The sequence below is a fragment of the Pedobacter sp. genome (assembly GCF_039594775.1).
GTDB lineage: Bacteria > Bacteroidota > Bacteroidia > Sphingobacteriales > Sphingobacteriaceae > Pedobacter.
Genome location: NZ_JBCNMT010000002.1, coordinates 548,204 through 566,357 on the forward strand (window position 1 = coordinate 548,204; position 18,154 = coordinate 566,357).

19 protein-coding genes and 1 tRNA gene are annotated in these 18,154 nt (G+C 37.6%); 9 read left to right on the top strand and 11 right to left on the bottom strand.

The features are described 5' to 3' along the window. Nucleotides 1-160 precede the first annotated feature (160 nt). The gene (locus tag ABDV71_RS08470; RefSeq protein ID WP_343532018.1) at nt 161-565 is read right to left on the bottom strand and encodes a DUF5367 family protein; all 405 of its coding nucleotides are present in this window, start codon (nt 563-565) and stop codon (nt 161-163) included. Between the two features lie 131 nt (nt 566-696). Continuing rightward, nucleotides 697-769: transfer RNA gene (locus ABDV71_RS08475), tRNA-Lys, on the bottom strand. A 208-nt stretch (nt 770-977) separates the two neighbouring features. Between ABDV71_RS08475 and ABDV71_RS08480 the strand changes: the two genes are divergently transcribed. The 5 genes from ABDV71_RS08480 (at nt 978) to ABDV71_RS08500 (ending at nt 5,757) form a co-directional block, all read left to right on the top strand. Then, entirely contained in the window at nt 978-1,541 is a 564-nt protein-coding gene (locus tag ABDV71_RS08480; protein WP_343532019.1) for a UbiX family flavin prenyltransferase, read from the top strand. Between the two features lie 23 nt (nt 1,542-1,564). Then, nucleotides 1,565-2,164 (top strand): hypothetical protein, encoded by a 600-nt coding sequence (locus ABDV71_RS08485; RefSeq protein WP_343532020.1) that lies wholly within the window; start codon nt 1,565-1,567, stop codon nt 2,162-2,164. A gap of 79 nt (nt 2,165-2,243) precedes the next feature. Further along, complete coding sequence (gene mtaB, locus ABDV71_RS08490) at nt 2,244-3,566, top strand: tRNA (N(6)-L-threonylcarbamoyladenosine(37)-C(2))-methylthiotransferase MtaB (RefSeq protein ID WP_343532021.1); 1,323 nt, start codon at nt 2,244-2,246, stop codon at nt 3,564-3,566. A gap of 241 nt (nt 3,567-3,807) precedes the next feature. Next, on the top strand, nt 3,808-4,962 hold the full coding sequence (locus ABDV71_RS08495; protein WP_343532022.1) for a prolipoprotein diacylglyceryl transferase family protein: 1,155 nt from the start codon (nt 3,808-3,810) through the stop codon (nt 4,960-4,962). Between the two features lie 3 nt (nt 4,963-4,965). After that, nucleotides 4,966-5,757, top strand: a complete 792-nt coding sequence (locus ABDV71_RS08500; RefSeq protein ID WP_343532023.1) for an inositol monophosphatase family protein — start codon at nt 4,966-4,968, stop codon at nt 5,755-5,757. A gap of 185 nt (nt 5,758-5,942) precedes the next feature. On the opposite strand, the gene ABDV71_RS08505 is transcribed toward ABDV71_RS08500, so the two are convergent. The 6 genes from ABDV71_RS08505 to ABDV71_RS08530 all read right to left on the bottom strand — a co-directional run bounded on the left by ABDV71_RS08505 (nt 5,943) and on the right by ABDV71_RS08530 (nt 9,628). Continuing rightward, the gene (locus ABDV71_RS08505; RefSeq protein WP_343532024.1) at nt 5,943-6,491 is read right to left on the bottom strand and encodes a NifU family protein; all 549 of its coding nucleotides are present in this window, start codon (nt 6,489-6,491) and stop codon (nt 5,943-5,945) included. Nucleotides 6,492-6,620: 129 nt separating this feature from the next. Beyond that, on the bottom strand, nt 6,621-7,967 hold the full coding sequence (gene purB / locus ABDV71_RS08510; protein WP_343532025.1) for an adenylosuccinate lyase: 1,347 nt from the start codon (nt 7,965-7,967) through the stop codon (nt 6,621-6,623). Between the two features lie 207 nt (nt 7,968-8,174). After that, complete coding sequence (locus tag ABDV71_RS08515) at nt 8,175-8,366, bottom strand: hypothetical protein (protein WP_343532026.1); 192 nt, start codon at nt 8,364-8,366, stop codon at nt 8,175-8,177. Between the two features lie 228 nt (nt 8,367-8,594). Next, nucleotides 8,595-8,786 carry a hypothetical protein gene (locus ABDV71_RS08520; RefSeq protein ID WP_113649237.1) on the bottom strand — a complete coding sequence of 64 codons (192 nt, stop codon included), beginning with the start codon at nt 8,784-8,786 and terminating at the stop codon, nt 8,595-8,597. A 226-nt stretch (nt 8,787-9,012) separates the two neighbouring features. Continuing rightward, nucleotides 9,013-9,216, bottom strand: a complete 204-nt coding sequence (locus ABDV71_RS08525) for a hypothetical protein (RefSeq protein ID WP_343532027.1) — start codon at nt 9,214-9,216, stop codon at nt 9,013-9,015. Between the two features lie 208 nt (nt 9,217-9,424). Beyond that, the gene (locus ABDV71_RS08530) at nt 9,425-9,628 is read right to left on the bottom strand and encodes a hypothetical protein (protein WP_343532028.1); all 204 of its coding nucleotides are present in this window, start codon (nt 9,626-9,628) and stop codon (nt 9,425-9,427) included. Between the two features lie 350 nt (nt 9,629-9,978). Here ABDV71_RS08530 and ABDV71_RS08535 point away from each other — a divergent pair, with 350 nt between their 5' ends. The 4 genes from ABDV71_RS08535 to ABDV71_RS08550 all read left to right on the top strand — a co-directional run bounded on the left by ABDV71_RS08535 (nt 9,979) and on the right by ABDV71_RS08550 (nt 13,610). After that, a complete protein-coding gene (locus tag ABDV71_RS08535; RefSeq protein ID WP_343532029.1) occupies nt 9,979-10,545 on the top strand; it encodes a sigma-70 family RNA polymerase sigma factor in 567 nt (188 codons plus the stop codon). Between the two features lie 3 nt (nt 10,546-10,548). Continuing rightward, nucleotides 10,549-11,652 (top strand): serine protease, encoded by a 1,104-nt coding sequence (locus ABDV71_RS08540; protein WP_343532030.1) that lies wholly within the window; start codon nt 10,549-10,551, stop codon nt 11,650-11,652. Nucleotides 11,653-11,995: 343 nt separating this feature from the next. Continuing rightward, complete coding sequence (locus ABDV71_RS08545) at nt 11,996-12,919, top strand: DUF72 domain-containing protein (RefSeq protein ID WP_343532031.1); 924 nt, start codon at nt 11,996-11,998, stop codon at nt 12,917-12,919. Nucleotides 12,920-12,974: 55 nt separating this feature from the next. After that, entirely contained in the window at nt 12,975-13,610 is a 636-nt protein-coding gene (locus ABDV71_RS08550; protein ID WP_343532032.1) for a peroxiredoxin, read from the top strand. Nucleotides 13,611-13,684: 74 nt separating this feature from the next. On the opposite strand, the gene ABDV71_RS08555 is transcribed toward ABDV71_RS08550, so the two are convergent. From ABDV71_RS08555 to ABDV71_RS08565, 3 genes are all read right to left on the bottom strand, one after another. Then, complete coding sequence (locus ABDV71_RS08555; RefSeq protein ID WP_343532033.1) at nt 13,685-15,901, bottom strand: oligopeptide:H+ symporter; 2,217 nt, start codon at nt 15,899-15,901, stop codon at nt 13,685-13,687. A gap of 80 nt (nt 15,902-15,981) precedes the next feature. Further along, complete coding sequence (locus ABDV71_RS08560) at nt 15,982-16,911, bottom strand: hypothetical protein (RefSeq protein ID WP_343532034.1); 930 nt, start codon at nt 16,909-16,911, stop codon at nt 15,982-15,984. A 10-nt stretch (nt 16,912-16,921) separates the two neighbouring features. Further along, nucleotides 16,922-18,100, bottom strand: a complete 1,179-nt coding sequence (locus tag ABDV71_RS08565; RefSeq protein WP_343532035.1) for an acetyl-CoA C-acyltransferase — start codon at nt 18,098-18,100, stop codon at nt 16,922-16,924. Nucleotides 18,101-18,154: the final 54 nt, after the last annotated feature.

Below are 18,154 nucleotides of genomic sequence, written 5' to 3' on the forward strand. Positions count from 1 at the left end.
GAACAAAAAAAAGCGCATTGATCAATGCGCTTTTTTTTGTTTAATGTTTGCATTTATGATTTCTAAATAAGCTTTTATCGAAATCAGTTCACTTTATAGACTTCGTTTTTGCGAACTTGGGTTAAAACATTTCATGCTCAATGGGTAACTTTTATCATCATCAATTTTTTTGCTCTTGGTTTTTTCTCAAAAGCCCAAAAATTAAAACAATAGCGTAAGCAAACATTAGCCATGAAGCAAAAGTTTTACTATAGATTTCGGGCATATTGGGGAATAAATTTTCGAAAAACTGTATACATACGGTATCTAGTATCATGCCCGGTAAAACCATAATGGCTGCAGATTTGATGCTTTCAAGGTTGCCCAGCTTGAATTTATTAAAAACTGAGGTTGAAATGATGCCTAAAGCTGGTATCAAAATGAGATATAAAACGGCCATTATTAAAGCATTGTCGACAATAAAAAAATATTGACCTACAAGTCTAAATAATATCGTGGCCGATAACCATACTAAGAAACCAACAATAAAACTAATTAGCAGGTAATTTTCTTTGCGTGTTTTCATAGTTTATGGATAAGGTTGTTTATGAAGGTTTAAACTTAAGGGGATTGGTTAGCATTGTTTGGCGGTGTAAAGCTAATCACCGAAGGGATAAAAAACAAAAAAAGCAACTCTTTTGAAGTTGCTTTTTTCTGTGATCCCGCTGGGATTCGAACCCAGGACCACTACATTAAAAGTGTAATGCTCTACCAGCTGAGCTACGGAATCTTCCTTCGTTCTAAGGAGGTGCAAATATAGAAACATCCAGTTTTACCTGCAAATAAAAAATGAGGATAAGTTGTACTGCGCTGATTTTTAGTCGAATTATTTGTGATATGCTTATTGGAGCAACAGATGGAAAGCCTTTTTAAGCCCCTAAAACGTCACATTTGTTATTTTACCTGCACATTAAAATAGGCATTGTATATTTGTACTTATGCAAAAGAAAAAAATTGTAGTGGCAGTTACGGGAGCTAGTGGCGCTATTTATGCCAAGTTGTTATTGGATAATCTAAACAAACTATCTACTCAAATAGAAAAAGTAGGAGTGGTGATGTCCGATAATGCCAAGGAAGTTTGGCAATATGAGTTGGGCAACGACGACTACAAGAATTACTCATTTGATTTTTATGCTAAAACCGATTTCAATGCTCCTTTTGCATCAGGATCAGCTAAATATGACACCATGATCATTGTACCCTGTTCCATGGGGACATTAGGACGTATTGCTCATGGCATTTCGAACGACCTGATTTCAAGAGCTGCTGATGTTATTCTCAAAGAACGCAGAAAGCTGATTGCTGTAGCACGCGATACACCTTTTAGTCTCATCCATTTGCAGAACATGAAACTGGTAACCGAGGCAGGTGGTATCATCTGTCCCGCCAATCCATCGTTTTACAGCTTGCCAAAAACTATTGAAGAAGTGGCCCAAACAGTTATCGATAGGGTAATTGATTTAGCTGGTTTGGAAAAAGATAGTTATCGTTGGAATGATTGATCCAAATTATATATTTTAGAAACATGAAAAAAATCTTTACTAGCGCTTTAATTATACTCTTACTATGCGCCGCCAATTTGTTAAAAGCGCAAAAAGACTATGTAATTACACTTACCGGAGATACGCTTTTAGGAAAAATTAAAAAGCCATTTTTAGATGGTTTAAAATTTCAAGAAGTTGGCAAAAAAGAATCTATATACATTAGTACAGAAGTTTATAAAGAATATCATTTTTCGAAAGACAGTACACACTATGTTGCTGTAAAATTATCAGAATCAAAAAAGCTGGAATTTTTAAAGCGTTTGGAGTATGGAAAGATTCAGCTATTTGTAAGAGTATTGAGCAATCCTGGAATGATGGGCGCAGGTGGGGTAATGATGGGAGGTGGTTCGACCTCTTATTGGTATGCAGGTTTCGATTTGGATAATTTAAAAGAAATAAAAACCAACGGATTGTTAGGTACCCGTTCCCAAAGAGAGAAAAACTTCCATTCTCTGATTGAATCTTACCCAGAACTGTTGGAAGATTTTAAAAATGAAAAGGACTTTAGTATTGATATGTTACGAGCATACGTTAAAAAGTACAATTATTATTTCAAGTATCTAAAGAAAGATAATACCTAGTTGTACAGCTAACTTATGACTTAAAACTTACCGCAAGAGATTTACAACTTATCACAATTTCGTATCTTTGCTGCCTTAAATGAAAAAAGTAGCTTTTTATACACTCGGTTGCAAGTTGAATTTCTCTGAAACATCAACAATAGGCAGGTTATTCATTGATGCTGGTTATAGCGTAGTTGAATTTACCGATAAGGCAGACGTGTATGTTATTAATACTTGTTCCGTAACGGACCACGCCGATAAGAAATGCAGGAAAGTAGTAAAAGAAGCACTTAAATATTCTCCTGATGCTTATGTGACCATTGTAGGTTGCTACGCGCAACTAAAACCACAGGAAATTGCCGAAATAGAAGGCGTAGATATGGTTTTGGGAGCCGCCGAAAAGTTCCGTATCGTAGAGTTTATTACCGATTTGACTAAACAGCCAAAGGCGGTGGTACACCAACAGGATATTGAAAAGGTAAATCATAATTTTATTGCGGCCTATTCTATTGGCGATAGAACTCGTACTTTCCTAAAAGTTCAGGATGGCTGCGATTACCCTTGTACCTATTGTACCATTCCATTGGCTCGAGGCGGCAGTCGTAGTGATACAATTGAGAGTGTGGTTCAAAAAGCGCAACAAATTGCGGCTAGTGGTGTAAAAGAGATCGTGCTTACAGGAGTGAACCTCGGCGATTTTGGAATTAGGAATGGTAATAGAGAGGACCGCTTTTTTGACTTGGCGAAAGCCTTGGATGAAGTAGAAGGCATTGAAAGAATCCGTATTTCCTCTATAGAACCTAATTTACTGAGCAATGATATCATTGAATTTGTGGCCAATTCTAAACGTTTTGTGCCACATTTCCATATTCCCCTACAATCGGGCTCTAATAAAATTTTAGGGCTGATGAAGCGCCGTTACCAACGAGAACTTTATGTTGATCGGGTAGCTAAAATTAAAGAATTAATGCCTAATTGCTGTATAGGTGTTGATGTGATTGTTGGCTTTCCGGGTGAAACCCAAGAAGACTTTTTGGATACCTACGAATTCCTAAATGGTCTTGATGTTTCGTATTTGCACGTATTTACCTACTCAGAACGTGAACAGACCGAAGCAGCCGTAATGAAAGGTAAAGTAGCGGGTAGTACTCGTTTTGAGCGTAATAAAATGTTACACATCCTATCTGATAAAAAGAGAAGGGCGTTTTATGAATCGCAGGTGGGAACTAATGCACAAGTACTTTTCGAGGATGATCAAAAAAATGGCTTTATGCACGGTTTTACTAAAAACTATGTGAAGGTAAAAGCCAAATACGACCCTTTAATGGTGAATGAATTGAAGGACGTTAAATTGGTAGCGCTTACTGCCGATGGTGAGGTAGAGGTTGCCGAGCTGGAAACGGTTTACGCACACCACTAGAGTTTACGATTTACAACTTTAGATAGCCCAATCTATTCGTTTATGTCACGATGATTTTAAACATTAAGAAATTAAGGGAAATGAACACTTAATATTCTTAATTCCTTAATGTTTTATCAATTTCCTTATTTTAACATCATACAATACCTATTTCTAAAAATGACTTTGCAAAGGCCGAAAAAGCCAATGAAAAGGGCAAAAGAATGGGCAAATTTTATATATTCGCCTAAACTTTTTACGTATGTTTCCAACCGTATCACATTTTATTTCGTATTTATTTGGCATTGAAGTGCCGCTACCATTTAATACGTTTGGTGTATTTGTAGCATTGGCCTTTCTGGCTGCTTATTGGGCTTTTAGCAAAGAACTTCAGCGAAAGGAAGCGCTGGGCTTGATTAAGCCAACTAAACGTGTGACTACTATTGGAGAGCCGGCTAGCACTTGGGATTTAGTTTCAAATGGCGTTTTTGGTTTTTTAATAGGCTATAAATTGATTTATGCGATTGTCAACTATAAATTGTTCGTAGCCGATTCGCAAACAGTCCTACTTTCTACTAAAGGAAATATATTGGGTGGCTTGGGACTAGCTGCACTTTTTACTTATTGGGCTTATAAAGAAAAAGAGAAAGTTAAATTACCTACTCCAAAAAAAGTTGAAGTAACGGTTCATCCGCACGAGCTCATGAGCAATATGGTGGTTTGGGCTGCTGTATGGGGTTTTTTAGGCGCTAAAATATTTGATAATTTAGAACATTGGGATTCTTTTGTTAAAGACCCTATTGGTGGCCTGCTCTCTTTTAGTGGTTTAACCTTTTATGGTGGCTTAATTTGTGGTGGTGCTGCGGTACTTTATATAGCACGCAAAAACGGCGTTAAACCACTTCACATGCTTGATGTTGGAGCGCCTGGAATGATGTTGGCTTACGGAGTAGGTCGTATAGGCTGTCATCTATCTGGTGATGGTGACTGGGGTATTGTGAACCTTAATCCTAAACCTTTTACTTGGTTGCCAGATTGGTTGTGGGCCTATACTTATCCTAACAACGTAGCAGGTGAGGGTAATCCCATTCCTGGTTGTGTGGGTAAATTTTGTAATGAACTGCCTCAGCCCGTATATCCAACACCTATTTATGAAGTAATTGCTGCCTTGCTAATCTTTTGGTTTTTATGGAAAATCAGAACCAAAATAAATGTGCCAGGAATAATGTTCGGTATTTATATGATGTTTGCTGGCGTGGAGCGCTTCTTGGTTGAATTGATCAGAGTAAACTCTAAATATAATGTAGCTGGAATTCCATTTACACAGGCTGAGTTGATCTCATTAATTTTGTTTATTGGTGGCATTCTACTGGTTGCATATTCGTCTAAAAACAGGGATAAACTAGCAAACTATTAGCAAATGAACTACGAGTTGTTGTGCAATAAGGTAATTGCCATTGCTAGGCTTACAGGGAACTTTATTAGAAAAGAATCCCTAAACTTTGATGATGCCAAAATAGAATATAAAGGCCTTAATGACCTTGTTTCATATGTAGATAAAACTGCGGAAAGACAGTTGGTGAAAAATCTAAAAAAGATTTTGCCTGAAGCTGGCTTTATCACCGAAGAGGATGAAACTGAAAATACCTACAACCAACCGTTTACTTGGATCATAGATCCTTTGGACGGGACGACTAACTTTATTCATGGAATCCCAACATTTTCAATCAGTATTGCACTTTACGAAGGTTTAGAGCCAGTATTGGGTGTGGTATATGAAATTAATAGGGGAGAGATGTTTTACTCCTACAAAGGTGCTCCCGCTTATTTGAACAATAAGGAGATTAGGGTGTCTAAGTCCTCTAATTTATCGCAATGTTTGTTGGCTACTGGTTTTCCCTATTATCAGTTTGATAAGCAACCTCAATACATTCAGTTGTTTACGGAAATGATGCAGAAGTGTCATGGTTTGCGTAGAATAGGTTCGGCTGCGGTTGATTTGGCCTATGTAGCTTGTGGTCGTTTTGATGCCTATTTTGAATATAACCTCAATTCTTATGATATGGCTGCCGGTGCATTTTTGGTGAAACAAGCTGGTGGACAACTCCATAATTTTTCAGGTGGAGATGAGTATTTGAACACCCGCGAAATTGTAGCGTCTAATGGTCTCGTTACTCAGGAAATCCTGGATACGATCAAAAAGCATTTTTAATTAAATCAGTTCGTTATTTCGTGCCTGCAATGACGTATTAAGATTGGCAGTGTCCTGACGTTTTGCGTCATTTCGAACGTAGAGAGAAATCTAGTTCATTGCTGTTGACGGATAAGAGGAAAACAATGACATAAAAAAACCGCAATAGGTCATATCGCGGTTTTCATTATTTAACCAGTGCAATTTTATAATGCCTCAGACACTACGTCTTTAACCTCTGGCACCATGCGTTGCAATAAATTTTGAATGCCTGATTTTAAAGTAATGGTACTTGATGGACAACCACTGCATGAACCTCTTAGTTCTACCGTTACCACTCCTTCTTCAAAGGATTTGTAGGTAATTGCACCACCATCTTGCTCAACTGCAGGACGGACATAGTCATGTAGGATTTGTTGGATTTTGATTTCGGTTTCAGAACCTTCAAAATTTGGCGCTTCTTCAGCGGCGTCCTTAATTTTCAGCTCTGCTTCCACAGCACCTTTCACAAATTCTTTTAAAATTGCTTCAATATCGGTCCATTCTGCATCTTCAGTTTTAGTGATAGTTACAAAATTACTGGCAAAGAAAACACCATTTACAAAGTTGAACTTGAAAAGTTCTTTGGCAAAAGGTGAGCTTTCAGCACTTTCCTTAGTCGCAAAATCTTCACTGCCGTTAATTAAAAGCTTATTTACCATGAATTTCATGGTTGCAGGATTAGGAGTTTGCTCTGTATATACGTTTATGGTCATGTCTAATCAAATTTACGAATACAAAAATATATAATTGCGCTGCCAAGTCATGTCTATTTTAGGTCATTTAAACTAGTGGCTAGGAGCTAGTTTAAATTCCAAACAACTAAAAACTAACAAACCAACCAGCTAAAATATGCCTGTGTAGCTGAATGGTGTAATTTGTTTCAATTCCGCTTTAATGCTATCGCTAACCTCCAAGCCATCAATAAATACAGCAATGGTTTCGGCCGTAATTTTCTGATTAGTTCTAGTTAATGCTTTTAAAGCCTCATAGGGGTTGGGGTAAGCCTCTCTTCGCAATACCGTTTGGATCGCTTCGGCCACTACTGCCCAGTTTTCTTCCAGATCGGCATCAATAGCTTGTTGATTAAGGATAATTTTCCCCAAACCTCTCATGGTCGAGTTGATGGCAATTAAAGTATGCGCCATTGGCACGCCTACATTTCTAAGTACGGTTGAATCGGTTAAGTCTCTTTGTAAACGAGAGATTGGCAATTTAGCCGCTAAAAATTCAAAAACAGCATTGGCAATTCCTGCATTTCCTTCTGCATTTTCAAAATCAATTGGGTTTACCTTGTGCGGCATGGCCGATGAACCCACTTCGCCTTCTTTGATTTTTTGTTTGAAGTAGTTTTTAGAAATATAGGTCCAAATATCGCGGTCAAGGTCAATAATGATATTGTTGATGCGTTTTAAGGCATCACATTGTGCTGCGAACTGGTCGTAATGTTCAATTTGGGTAGTATATTGGGCTCTGCTTAATCCTAAAACTTCATTTACAAAGTTGTTAGAAAAATCAACCCAGTTAATTTGAGGATAGGCAATGTAGTGAGCATTGAAATTTCCTGTAGCACCACCAAATTTTGCACCGTTAGGAACGCTTTTCAGATTAGCCAACTGTACTTTTAAACGCTCCACAAACACCATAAACTCTTTGCCAAGCTTGGTTGGTGAAGCAGGTTGTCCGTGGGTATGTGCCAATAAGGGTACATTTTTCCACTCTTCGGCCAGTTCACTTAGTTTTTCAATCAACTGCTCCAAAGCAGGGATATAGCTTTCGGTTAAAGCCAGCTTGAACGTATAAGGAATAGCCGTATTGTTAATATCCTGTGAGGTTAATCCAAAGTGGATAAACTCTTTGTATACTTGGAGGTTTAATCCATCGAATTTAGCTTTGATGAAATACTCAACTGCCTTTACGTCGTGGTTGGTAACACTTTCTGTCTCTTTTACACTTTGTGCATCAGTTTCGTTAAAGGACTGGTAAATGTCTCTTAACTGTGGAAATAGGTTTTTGTCGAAACTTTCAGTCCCTGGAACATTGGCTTCAACCAAAGCTATGAAATATTCAACCTCTACCAGAACACGATATTTGATCAATGCGTACTCAGAAAAATAGTCGGCAAGTTTAGCGGTAGTTTTTCTGTAACGGCCATCAATTGGAGAAATAGCTTGTAGAGGAGATAAAGTCATATTTTACTGATTTTTATTAAGATGTGCAAAGTTAACATTTGTTGGCTATTAACATAGCCGAAAAAGCAAAATGGTTGGAGTAGGGCATCTTGATTATTGGCAAAAAAATAGTCAAAATTTGCTAAGGGAAGTTTAGCGCATTAAAGGTGTGAAAATGAAAAAGCCCCGAAAATTCGGGGCTTTTTTATGCTTTCACTAAATTTTGGCTTAGTGTTTTACAGTTGAATCAACAACAGTAGTGTCAGTTTTAACAACTGTATCTTTGATAGTAGTATCAGCAGTTACAGTAGTGTCAGAACCGATAGTGTCAGTACCTTCAGCTTTTTTCTCAGAAGAACAAGCTACTACAGTTAAAGATAATGCTAATGCTAAAAAGCCAAATTTGAATAAGTTTTTCATTTTAATTTTTAGTTTAAACTATTGTATAATTAATTAATTGCTATTTAATACCGAGATTGTTAAAAGGTAACCCAATAAAGTGATGAAAATTTTAATTTTATTTTAACTTGTTGTTGCTCAGTTGGATAAAATTGTTTTTTGAGGAGGTTTTTACGGTTACCTTAATTCTTAGATATCAAAAAAGCCCCGAAACTTCGGGGCTTTTTTATGCTTTTACTAAATTTTGGCTTAGTGTTTTACAGTTGAATCAACAACAGTAGTGTCAGTTTTAACAACTGTATCTTTTACAGTAGTATCAGCAGTTACAGTAGTGTCAGAACCGATAGTGTCAGTACCTTCAGCTTTTTTCTCAGAAGAACAAGCTACTACAGTTAAAGATAATGCTAATGCTAAAAAGCCAAATTTGAATAAGTTTTTCATTTTAATTTTTAGTTTAAACTATTGTGTAATTAATTAATTGATAGTTAATACCACGATTGTTAAAAGGTAACCCGTTAAAAAATATGTTTTTTTAATTTTATGTCTAATTATTTGTGTATCAATAAAATATTTTTTTTATAGAGCCTGATTTTCTATGATTGTCTTATCCTTGGACATAAAAAAAGCCTTTCCAATTTGGAAAGGCTTTGGTTTTTTAAACTACCAACTAATGAGCAGCTGGGGTAGCAGCTTTAGCAGTGTCGGTTTTAACATTAGTATCAACGGCTTTAGTAGTATCCACAACAGTGGTATCAACTACACTAGTGTCACCAGGATTTTCAGTAGTTGCGGAGTTGTTTTTTGGAGTACAAGCAACTGCAGTTAAAGATAATGCCAATGCTAAAAAGCCAAATTTGAATAAGTTTTTCATTTCAATTTTCAGTTTAAATTTTTGTAATTAATTATTATTTAATACGTAGATTTTGAAAAGGTAACCCAATGGATATATGGTTGTTTTTTATTGTAACTATTTGTTTTTTAACTTATTACGTTTTGTTGCGGCAGCTCTATATCTTTAACTCCCATAAAAAAAGCCTTTCCAATTTGGAAAGGCTTCTATACTTTGTTTCAACTATCGACTAGTGAGCAGCAGGAGCAGCTTTAGTAGTATCAGCTTTAACAGTAGTGTCAGCTTTAACAGTTGTATCAGCAGCAGTTGTATCAACTACAGTAGTATCAACAGCAGTAGTGTCAGTACCTTCAGCTTTTTTCTCTGAAGAACAAGCAACTACAGTTAAAGATAATGCTAAAGCTAAAAAGCCGAATTTGAATAAGTTTTTCATTTTAATTTTCTGATTTTAATAATTAATTAATTTTACATCTTAATGCCGCAAAGGTAAAAAGGTAACCTTATGTTTTTTAAAAAAAATAAAAAAAGTTTTCAACGGTTTTTAAGGGTTACTATTTAGGCGATTTGGTATTAAAATGTACGTTTTTTATTCAGGCAGGGATATGATAAAGCCGATCGTAGCGAGCATGCCGAATAAATGAGGCATAAAGCGGAAAGCGGGAAGACGCTATCATAGCGGTATCAGATTGCTTTGCTAAAAAGTAATAGATTGCTAGCTTGAGGAAGGCTTGTGATTTTTTTGATTATTATTGGGTTACCATTTGATTTTAATTGTATTAATAGGTGAGTATAAAGTTTAGCAGTGATATACCAACAGATAGAGAGGTTGTACTAGGGATACTCAATAACTCGGTTGAGGCTTTAAATAAGTTGTATTTGGCATATTTTCCGATGGTGTTGCAGTTTATTTTAAATAATAGCGGCGATGAGGATGATGCAAAGGACGTTTATCAAGAAGCCATTATAGTACTTTATAATAAGGTACGTAGCGGGAATTTTGAGTTGAGTAGCAAGTTGAAGACTTATATTTACTCGGTAAGTAGAAGGATTTGGCTAAAGAAGCTTACTCAGCAAAGTAAAAAGACCAATAACATTGCCGATTTTGAGGATGTGTTGGCCGTGGATGATAACGTAGAACTGCATGAGGAAAAAGATATGCAGTTTGATAAAATGAAGGTAGCGCTCGATAGTTTGGGCGAACCTTGTAAAACCATCATTCAAGATTTTTATATCCATAATCATTCGATGCAGGAGATTTGTGAGAAATTTGGATATACGAATACAGATAATGCAAAAACACAGAAATACAAGTGCTTGCAAAGGTTAAAGAAATTATTTTTTCAATCATAGGAAATGAGAAACGAGATAGAACTTGAAGCTATTATTGAAGATTACCTAAAAGGTAAACTTACGGCAGAGGAGCGCGTAGCGTTTGAACAGTTGCGTAGCAATGATCCTGTGGTTGACCATAAGGTAGTGGCCCATAAGGTTTTTTTAGATTCGATGGCGCAATATGCACATGTGGTGAAGTTAAAGGAACAGATGGATGCTGCGCACTCGCAAATTGACGTTGCTGCCCTTGCTGAAAATTTAAGACCGCACCCTTCGAAATTAGTGAAGCTTTGGCGTAATAATAGATCGGCCGTGGCTATTGCCGCTTCATTTATCTTATTGGCAATGGTTTCGTTGTATTCTATACAGAGCAACAATAAACAGGCAGGTACTTTTGAGGCCATGAGCCATGATTTGAAGCAAATAAAACGTACCCATACTGGTTTACTTAGAGATATTAAATCGATAAAGACTGACAGCAAGGCAGGGAATGAAGGGAATAGGCCTACATTTGGAGGAACCGGTTTCGCTATTTCTGGCAACGGTTATATTATAACCAATTATCACGTAGTTCGTGGTGCAGATTCAGTTCATGTACAAAATGGTAGTGGTTCTTATAAAGCGAAATCGTTTTATAGTGATCCTGTAAACGATATTGCCATCCTTAAAATTAGCGATAAGCGTTTTGAAGGTTTACCTACCTTACCTTATACCATTAAACGTGGCGCTTCTGGTATTGGCGAATCGGTATTTACCTTAGGTTTTCCTAAAGATGATATAGTATTGGGCGACGGTTACGTGAGTTCAAGAAACGGTATTAACGGTGATACTTTGGCGTACCAAGTGGCTATTCCAGTAAATCCAGGTAATAGTGGAGGTCCATTGTTAGATAATAGTGGTAACGTGGTAGGGATCATTAATGGAAAGGAAAATAAAACCGATGGAGCAACTTTTGCCGTGAAATCAAAATACATTATGGAAGCATTAAATGCTATCCCACAGGATTCGTTAAGTAGAAAAGTTTCTTATGGTAAGAAAAGCAGCTTGCGAGGTTTGAAACGTAATGTACAGGTGCAAAAAATGCAGGATTATGTATTCATGATTAAAGTTTATAACAACAACTAGTTTTTACATTACATAAAGTGCAGCCCCGAAACATTTGATTGTTTTCGGGGTTTTTCTTTGGAATGAGGTTTTTAATAGCCACAGATGCACAGATATTTAATTTGTTTATATTATTGTTTACTATGTGTCTATGTGGTTCATTAAATAGAAAATGAAACCACATAGACACATAGAGGTATTGCAAGCTCGATTTTAGTAGAACGGAGAGGAATTGCTAGGGCTGGAGATTGTGAGAAATTATAAAATGTTTATCTGTGTATTTGTGGCAAATCAATTATAGTCATAGATGCGGATTTATCTAAATGTTATCTGTGCATCTGTGGCTAATTAACTATATTTAGCTATGGAATTTGGAAGAGTTGAACCCAATGAAATTAAACAAGTAGATTTTACCTTGCCTCCAGATGGTGAACAAACTAAACTGACTTTAAAAGGAAAGGCTGTTGATGAGCCAAAGTTTTTCGTGGGCTGCGCCAAATGGGGCAGAAAAGAATGGGTGAATTTAATTTATCCTGCAAAAACCAAAGAGAAAGATTTTTTAGGGGAATATGTAAAGCATTTTAACTCCATTGAGTTGAATGCGGTTTTTTATGGTATCCCTAAGGAGGAGCAGATTGTGAAGTGGAAGGAAATGGCAGACCAACGTCCAGATTTTAGGTTTTGCCCGAAGTTTTCCAGAGCGATTACCCATATTAAGCGTTTGAATAATGCACAGGCTGAAACAGATTTGTATCTGAAAGCTATTAGTGCATTTGGAGATAAATTAGGACCTTGTTTTTTGCAGTTGGGTGATAATTTTGGGCCTAAAAATTTTGATGCTATGCACCACTATTTAAAAGCATTGCCGAGAGATTTGAATTTGTTTTTGGAAGTGCGCCACGAGGATTGGTTTGCCAAACCTGATGATAGGAAAGCCTTATTCTCGCTGTTAGCAGACCTTAACATCGGTGCAGCAATTACTGATGCTAGCGGTAGGCGTGATTGTGTGCATATGGAATTGCCCACACCTAAAGCCTTTGTGCGTTTTGTGGGTAACGGTGGTCGTTTTTTGGAAAGCTCAGATAAGAAAAGGGTCGATGATTGGGTGCTACGTTTGGACGACTGGTTGGATAGGGGACTGGAGGAAATCTACTTCTTTTTGCATCAGCATGATGAGAGCGATACGCCGATTATTGCAGATTATACCATAGAAAAGTTCAATCAGAAACTAGGAAGTAAGCTGCCTCGCATCAATTTTCTAAATCAACAGGGTGATTTGTTCTCTTGATTTTTTCGTAACTTGAACATATAATTAATCGATTTTTCATTTAAAAAATAATACCATGAGTATAAGAATAGGCGATATTGCTCCAAATTTTAAAGCTACAACATCTATAGGTGAGATAGACTTTTATGAATACCTTGGCGATAGCTGGGGAGTTTTGTTTTCACATCCTGCAGATTATACACCAGTTTGTACTACAGAATTAGGTAGGACGGCTGCTTTAAAAGGCGAATTTGATCAAAGAAATGTAAAAGTTTTAGCATTAAGTGTTGATCCTGTAGAGTCGCATTTGGGCTGGATCAAGGATATCAATGAAACACAAAATACAACGGTAGATTTTCCCATTATTGCAGATTCGGATAAGACCGTAGCGAACCTTTATGATATGATTCATCCAAATGCTTCGGAGACTTTAACGGTGCGTTCGTTGTTTGTAATAGGGCCTGATAAAAAGGTAAAACTAATCATCACTTATCCTGCTTCGACAGGTAGGAACTTTAATGAGGTGTTGAGGGTGATAGATTCGTTACAGCTTACGGCAAACTACAGCGTAGCTACACCGGCTGATTGGAAAGACGGAGAAGATGTAATTGTGGTAAACAGTATCAAAACCGAGGATATTCCTGCCAAGTTCCCTAAAGGGCATAAGGTCATTAAACCTTATTTAAGAACTACGCCTCAACCTAATAAATAGTATAGGCGATTGAATTAAACCAGAAAGGCTCCCATTATTGGGAGCCTTTCTGGTTATGGGCGATGATGCGATGCTTATTTTACACCATGCATCAGTTTTTTAACAATTGGGCCTAAGGCAAAAGCTAATAAAGATGCGGCTAATGAAACACCTGTAAGTGTCCAGAAGAAATAGCTATAGCCTTTTTCGCCTGCTACACTTTCTGAAACCTCACCAAATATACCCGCTAGCTTGTTACCAATAGCTACAGCTAAATACCAAACCCCAAACATGATGGCAATCATGCGGCCTGGTACCAGTTTACTTACATAAGAAAGGGCCACTGGCGACACGCAAAGTTCGGCCATGGTATGGAATAAGTAAACAAATACCAACCAAATCATACTTACCGAAGCTGATTTGGCTCCTGCAGGGATAGAGGCTGCACCAAAGGCTACAAATGCCATTCCGATAGCTAAGAACAACATGCCAATGGCATATTTATTATTTGCTGAAGGGTTGCGTTTACTGCTCCACCATTTAGAGAATAATGGGGCTAATGTGATAATGAAAAGTGAGTTTAAGATATTGAACCAACTTGCATTTACCTCTGTAGCAGCAATTTTTGAAGTAATGGTTGCTTTGATTGGCGAGGTTTGATCAGCATCGTATTTGATGTTGTGATTAATTAATATTTCCTTAGTATCACCTACTTTTAGCGACTCTTTTTCACCTTTAGCTAATTTGATTTCTCTTTTAAGCGTTTGTCCCGCTGCATTGGTGAATTCAATTTCGGCGTAGCTTACCACTGTGCCAAATGCGCCTGGTTTTTCGCGGTCAACAATGTTGCTGATCTTACCGTTAAATACATCGCCAAGGTAGTTTTTGTTTTTGTCTACTAGGGCATTGTTTTCAACCGTGGTTTTCTCGTCAGCTTTATAGAATGAAGTCCGCTCAATATCTAAAATGGCAATCTCTTGGTTGTCTTTGTAAGATTCAGATGAAACTACTTTGTCGTTGTTTACTATGCCGCTAAGGTTTTTGTACTGAACATTGTATGAAGTAGACTTGTATTCGTTAGTTACCATCCAGATGGCAATTCCCCAGATGATCAAGAAACTGAAGCCTAAAATCAGGTTAGACAATTTATATTTATTGAAGGTTTGTCCGAACAATTTAAAGAGTACCCAAGTAATGATGGCCAAAGGACCAATGGTGATTAATGAGTTAACGATTTTGAAAATAGTACCCGAAGTTCCTTCTAGAATTCTTTGTGTATAATCCTTAGCAAATAAAGTTAATGAACCTGGTGCTTGCTCAAATATCGACCAAAAAATCATGGTAATGATGGCAAAAAACACAATGGCAATCATTCTGTCTTTAAGCACTTTGTCATATCTGCTAATTCTCGATACCAATAAAATTAAGAACAGTATCAGTGCTGTTAAGATGATGAAGTTACTGCCATCTACTCCGAATAAACTAAAACTGAATAGGTTGGTAGTACCTTCGGAGATTTTATTAACAGGGTCATTTAAAATCCAAGCCAATCCTAAACCAACACATAGTACAATTAATGCCATGTGAAAGCCTGTAAATGGGTTCAATTTACCACCTTCTTGCTCTGTGGAAGCTGCTGCTGCTTTTTCTTCCGCAGTTGCTTTAACAGGTTTTAGGCCAATGTTTCCGAAAATATTTTGTGCAAACCAGAATTGCAATAAGCCAAATAGCATGAAAATACCTGCTACACCAAATCCCCAGCTCCAGCCAATTTTTTCGCCTAAGTAGCCGCAAAGCATGATTCCAAAAAATGCACCTGCATTTACACCCATGTAAAAAATGGTGTAAGCACCGTCTTTTTTCTCGGGGAAGTCTTTGTACATTTCTGATACAATAGAGGTCATGTTGGGTTTAAAGAAACCACTACCAAACACCAAGAAAACCAAACCCGCATAAATGAAGAAAGAGGTTTCGAGTGCCATACAGGCATGGCCTAAGGTCATTAATAGTGCACCTACCACTACGGCCCAGCGAATACCAATTACTTTGTCGGCAAAATAGCCGCCAAGCATGGTGGAAAGGTAAACTAATGCAGTATAGGTTCCGAAAATGGCCAATGCATGTTCTTTTGGCCATCCCCAGCCGCTATCTAAAACAGAAGCGCTGAAAAACAAAACCAATAAGGCTCGCATTCCATAGTAGGAGAAACGCTCCCACATTTCGGTAAAGAAAAGTACAAAAAGCCCCGATGGGTGCCCTAATACCTTACTTTTAAAAAAATCGTTTGGATTTTCTGCAGTATTTGTTTGCATAGATTATTTAATAAGTTAGTCTTAGTTTTTTAAAAAAAATTGGTGCAATATAGGCGAATACATTTACATTTCAGCAAAAATTAATGTTTGCCCTTTTGTAAAAGTGTCGTCGCTTTACGCGGAGTGCTGTATAATTCGTCTAAATTAGAAGCGTCGTTTCTCACTTCCACATTCTCTTTCAAATATAGCCTTGGGTAGCTAATGGCGTAACCGTCAAAGCTTAAGTCGGAAGCGTAATATTCGAAGTTGCCTTCCATGTTGGCTTCAAAAGGAGCTAAATGGTCAAAAACAATCATGTTCACTTTTTTGTCAAAAGCCAAAGTCATGGAGTTTTTCTTGGCGTACTCAAAAACTATCCTGTTTTTCACGGGTGCTTTTCTGCTCAGTTCAAAAATATTCTTGCCAAAAATAGCTTCGTCTTTTTCGAAGGATAAAACCTCGATGACTTTCTTGTTGGTCTTTTCGTTGTTGCCTTTCCATCCCAATAAAATATAATAAGGGTTTTTACCAGGATAGGTTACGGGAATCATTTCGTAATAACGGGCACCATACCATTTCTTTTGATTGGTAATGATGTTGTCGTCGGTAAAAGTTTCCGTAGCATCATTTAAAGGAATCAGTTTCAATGAACCATCTTTGGTCGCTATTTGGATAGTGCCATAAAATTTATAACCACCATCAGTAAGTGGAACCGACCAAGTAAAAATCCTGAACGATTGGTTAGGAGCGTTGAGTACCGTTACGTTAGCAAGGGAATCGAAATTGAATTGAAAGGAATGAGGGGTTTTTAAGGCGCTGATGAGTTTTTTTACAAACATGGTGTTGTAGGCTGCCCGCTCTACATCGTCCTTAACACTTACAGTAGAATCACTATAAGCCGAAAGGGTGTCTTGTATTTTTAACAATTGGGACAGTTTAGTAGGTGCTATGGATTGTTGGGCTTTTAAGTTACCTGTCATCAAACACACTACTAAAAGTGAAAAAAATGTCTTCAAAAAACTGCTTTGCATTTAAACCTTGTTAACGAAGATTTTCTATAACTATTGCGCTAGCACCACCGCCACCATTACAAATTCCGGCAACGCCTATTTTTCCATTATTTTGAGCTAATACCGATAGTAAGGTAACCACTATTCTGGCACCTGATGCACCAAGTGGATGACCAATAGCTACAGCGCCACCATTCACGTTCACTTTGTCGCCATTAAGGTCCAAAGCTTGGTTGTTGGCTAAAGACACCACAGAGAAAGCTTCGTTGATTTCAAAATAATCTACTTGCTCTTTGCTGATATTTGCTCTTTGTAAAGCCAAAGGAATTGCTTTAGAAGGTGCAGTAGTAAACCATTCTGGGGCTTGTTGGGCATCGGCGTAAGCCAATACTTTTGCTAAGGGAGTAATGCCCAGTTCTTTCGCTTTTTCGGCGCTCATTAAAACTAAGGCAGCAGCACCATCATTTAAGGTTGAGGCATTTGCCGCGGTTACAGTTCCGTCTTTTTTGAAAACAGGTTTTAATGCAGGGATTTTGTCGAATTTTACTGCTGCTGGTTCTTCATCTTTGGCAAATAAGGTGATTTCTCCTTTTCTATCCTTGATTTCTACGGCAACAATTTCATCTTTAAATTTTCCATCGCTTTGCGCTTGTTGCGCTCTTTTGTAAGATTGGATGGCGAAGTTGTCTTGGTCTTCGCGGCTGATGTTACAAGTTTCGGCACAAAGTTCCGCTGCCGAACCCATGTGGTAATCGTTGTATACATCCCAAAGACCATCTTTTATCAAGCCATCGGTAATTTGTCCGTGGCCTAAGCGATAGCCGTTTCTGGCCTTATCCAAGTAATAGGGAACATTGCTCATGCTTTCCATTCCGCCAGCAACTACAATTTCGTTTTGGCCCAATGCGATGCTTTGCGCCGCTAGCATAATGGCTTTGGTGCCCGAAGCACAAACTTTGTTGATGGTGGTGGAAGGTAAATCAGGTAAACCAGCATATTTTGCGGCCTGTGTTGCGGGCGCCTGACCTAAATTGGCCGACAATACGTTGCCCATGTACACTTCTTGCACTAGTTCTGGTTGAAGACCAATTCTTTCTAAAGCTCCTTTGATGGCGAAACCGCCTAGTTGCGTAGCCGAAAATCCTGAAAGTGAGCCGCCAAAACTGCCAATAGGAGTTCTAACCGCTGATACGATAACTACTTCTTTCATTTGTAATGTTTAATATATATTTGGTTGGTCGCAATTTAGGGATAATCTTTAAAA

Bases quoted from the DNA above. Each gene is read 5' to 3' on its own strand.
- ABDV71_RS08470 (WP_343532018.1), bottom strand. From the start codon at position 565: ATGAAAACACGCAAAGAAAATTACCTGCTAATTAGTTTTATTGTTGGT.
- ABDV71_RS08480 (WP_343532019.1), top strand. From the start codon at position 978: ATGCAAAAGAAAAAAATTGTAGTGGCAGTTACGGGAGCTAGTGGCGCT.
- ABDV71_RS08485 (WP_343532020.1), top strand. From the start codon at position 1,565: ATGAAAAAAATCTTTACTAGCGCTTTAATTATACTCTTACTATGCGCC.
- mtaB (WP_343532021.1), top strand. From the start codon at position 2,244: ATGAAAAAAGTAGCTTTTTATACACTCGGTTGCAAGTTGAATTTCTCT.
- ABDV71_RS08495 (WP_343532022.1), top strand. From the start codon at position 3,808: ATGTTTCCAACCGTATCACATTTTATTTCGTATTTATTTGGCATTGAA.
- ABDV71_RS08500 (WP_343532023.1), top strand. From the start codon at position 4,966: ATGAACTACGAGTTGTTGTGCAATAAGGTAATTGCCATTGCTAGGCTT.
- ABDV71_RS08505 (WP_343532024.1), bottom strand. From the start codon at position 6,491: ATGACCATAAACGTATATACAGAGCAAACTCCTAATCCTGCAACCATG.
- purB (WP_343532025.1), bottom strand. From the start codon at position 7,967: ATGACTTTATCTCCTCTACAAGCTATTTCTCCAATTGATGGCCGTTAC.
- ABDV71_RS08515 (WP_343532026.1), bottom strand. From the start codon at position 8,366: ATGAAAAACTTATTCAAATTTGGCTTTTTAGCATTAGCATTATCTTTA.
- ABDV71_RS08520 (WP_113649237.1), bottom strand. From the start codon at position 8,786: ATGAAAAACTTATTCAAATTTGGCTTTTTAGCATTAGCATTATCTTTA.
- ABDV71_RS08525 (WP_343532027.1), bottom strand. From the start codon at position 9,216: ATGAAAAACTTATTCAAATTTGGCTTTTTAGCATTGGCATTATCTTTA.
- ABDV71_RS08530 (WP_343532028.1), bottom strand. From the start codon at position 9,628: ATGAAAAACTTATTCAAATTCGGCTTTTTAGCTTTAGCATTATCTTTA.
- ABDV71_RS08540 (WP_343532030.1), top strand. From the start codon at position 10,549: ATGAGAAACGAGATAGAACTTGAAGCTATTATTGAAGATTACCTAAAA.
- ABDV71_RS08545 (WP_343532031.1), top strand. From the start codon at position 11,996: ATGGAATTTGGAAGAGTTGAACCCAATGAAATTAAACAAGTAGATTTT.
- ABDV71_RS08550 (WP_343532032.1), top strand. From the start codon at position 12,975: ATGAGTATAAGAATAGGCGATATTGCTCCAAATTTTAAAGCTACAACA.
- ABDV71_RS08555 (WP_343532033.1), bottom strand. From the start codon at position 15,901: ATGCAAACAAATACTGCAGAAAATCCAAACGATTTTTTTAAAAGTAAG.
- ABDV71_RS08560 (WP_343532034.1), bottom strand. From the start codon at position 16,911: ATGCAAAGCAGTTTTTTGAAGACATTTTTTTCACTTTTAGTAGTGTGT.
- ABDV71_RS08565 (WP_343532035.1), bottom strand. From the start codon at position 18,100: ATGAAAGAAGTAGTTATCGTATCAGCGGTTAGAACTCCTATTGGCAGT.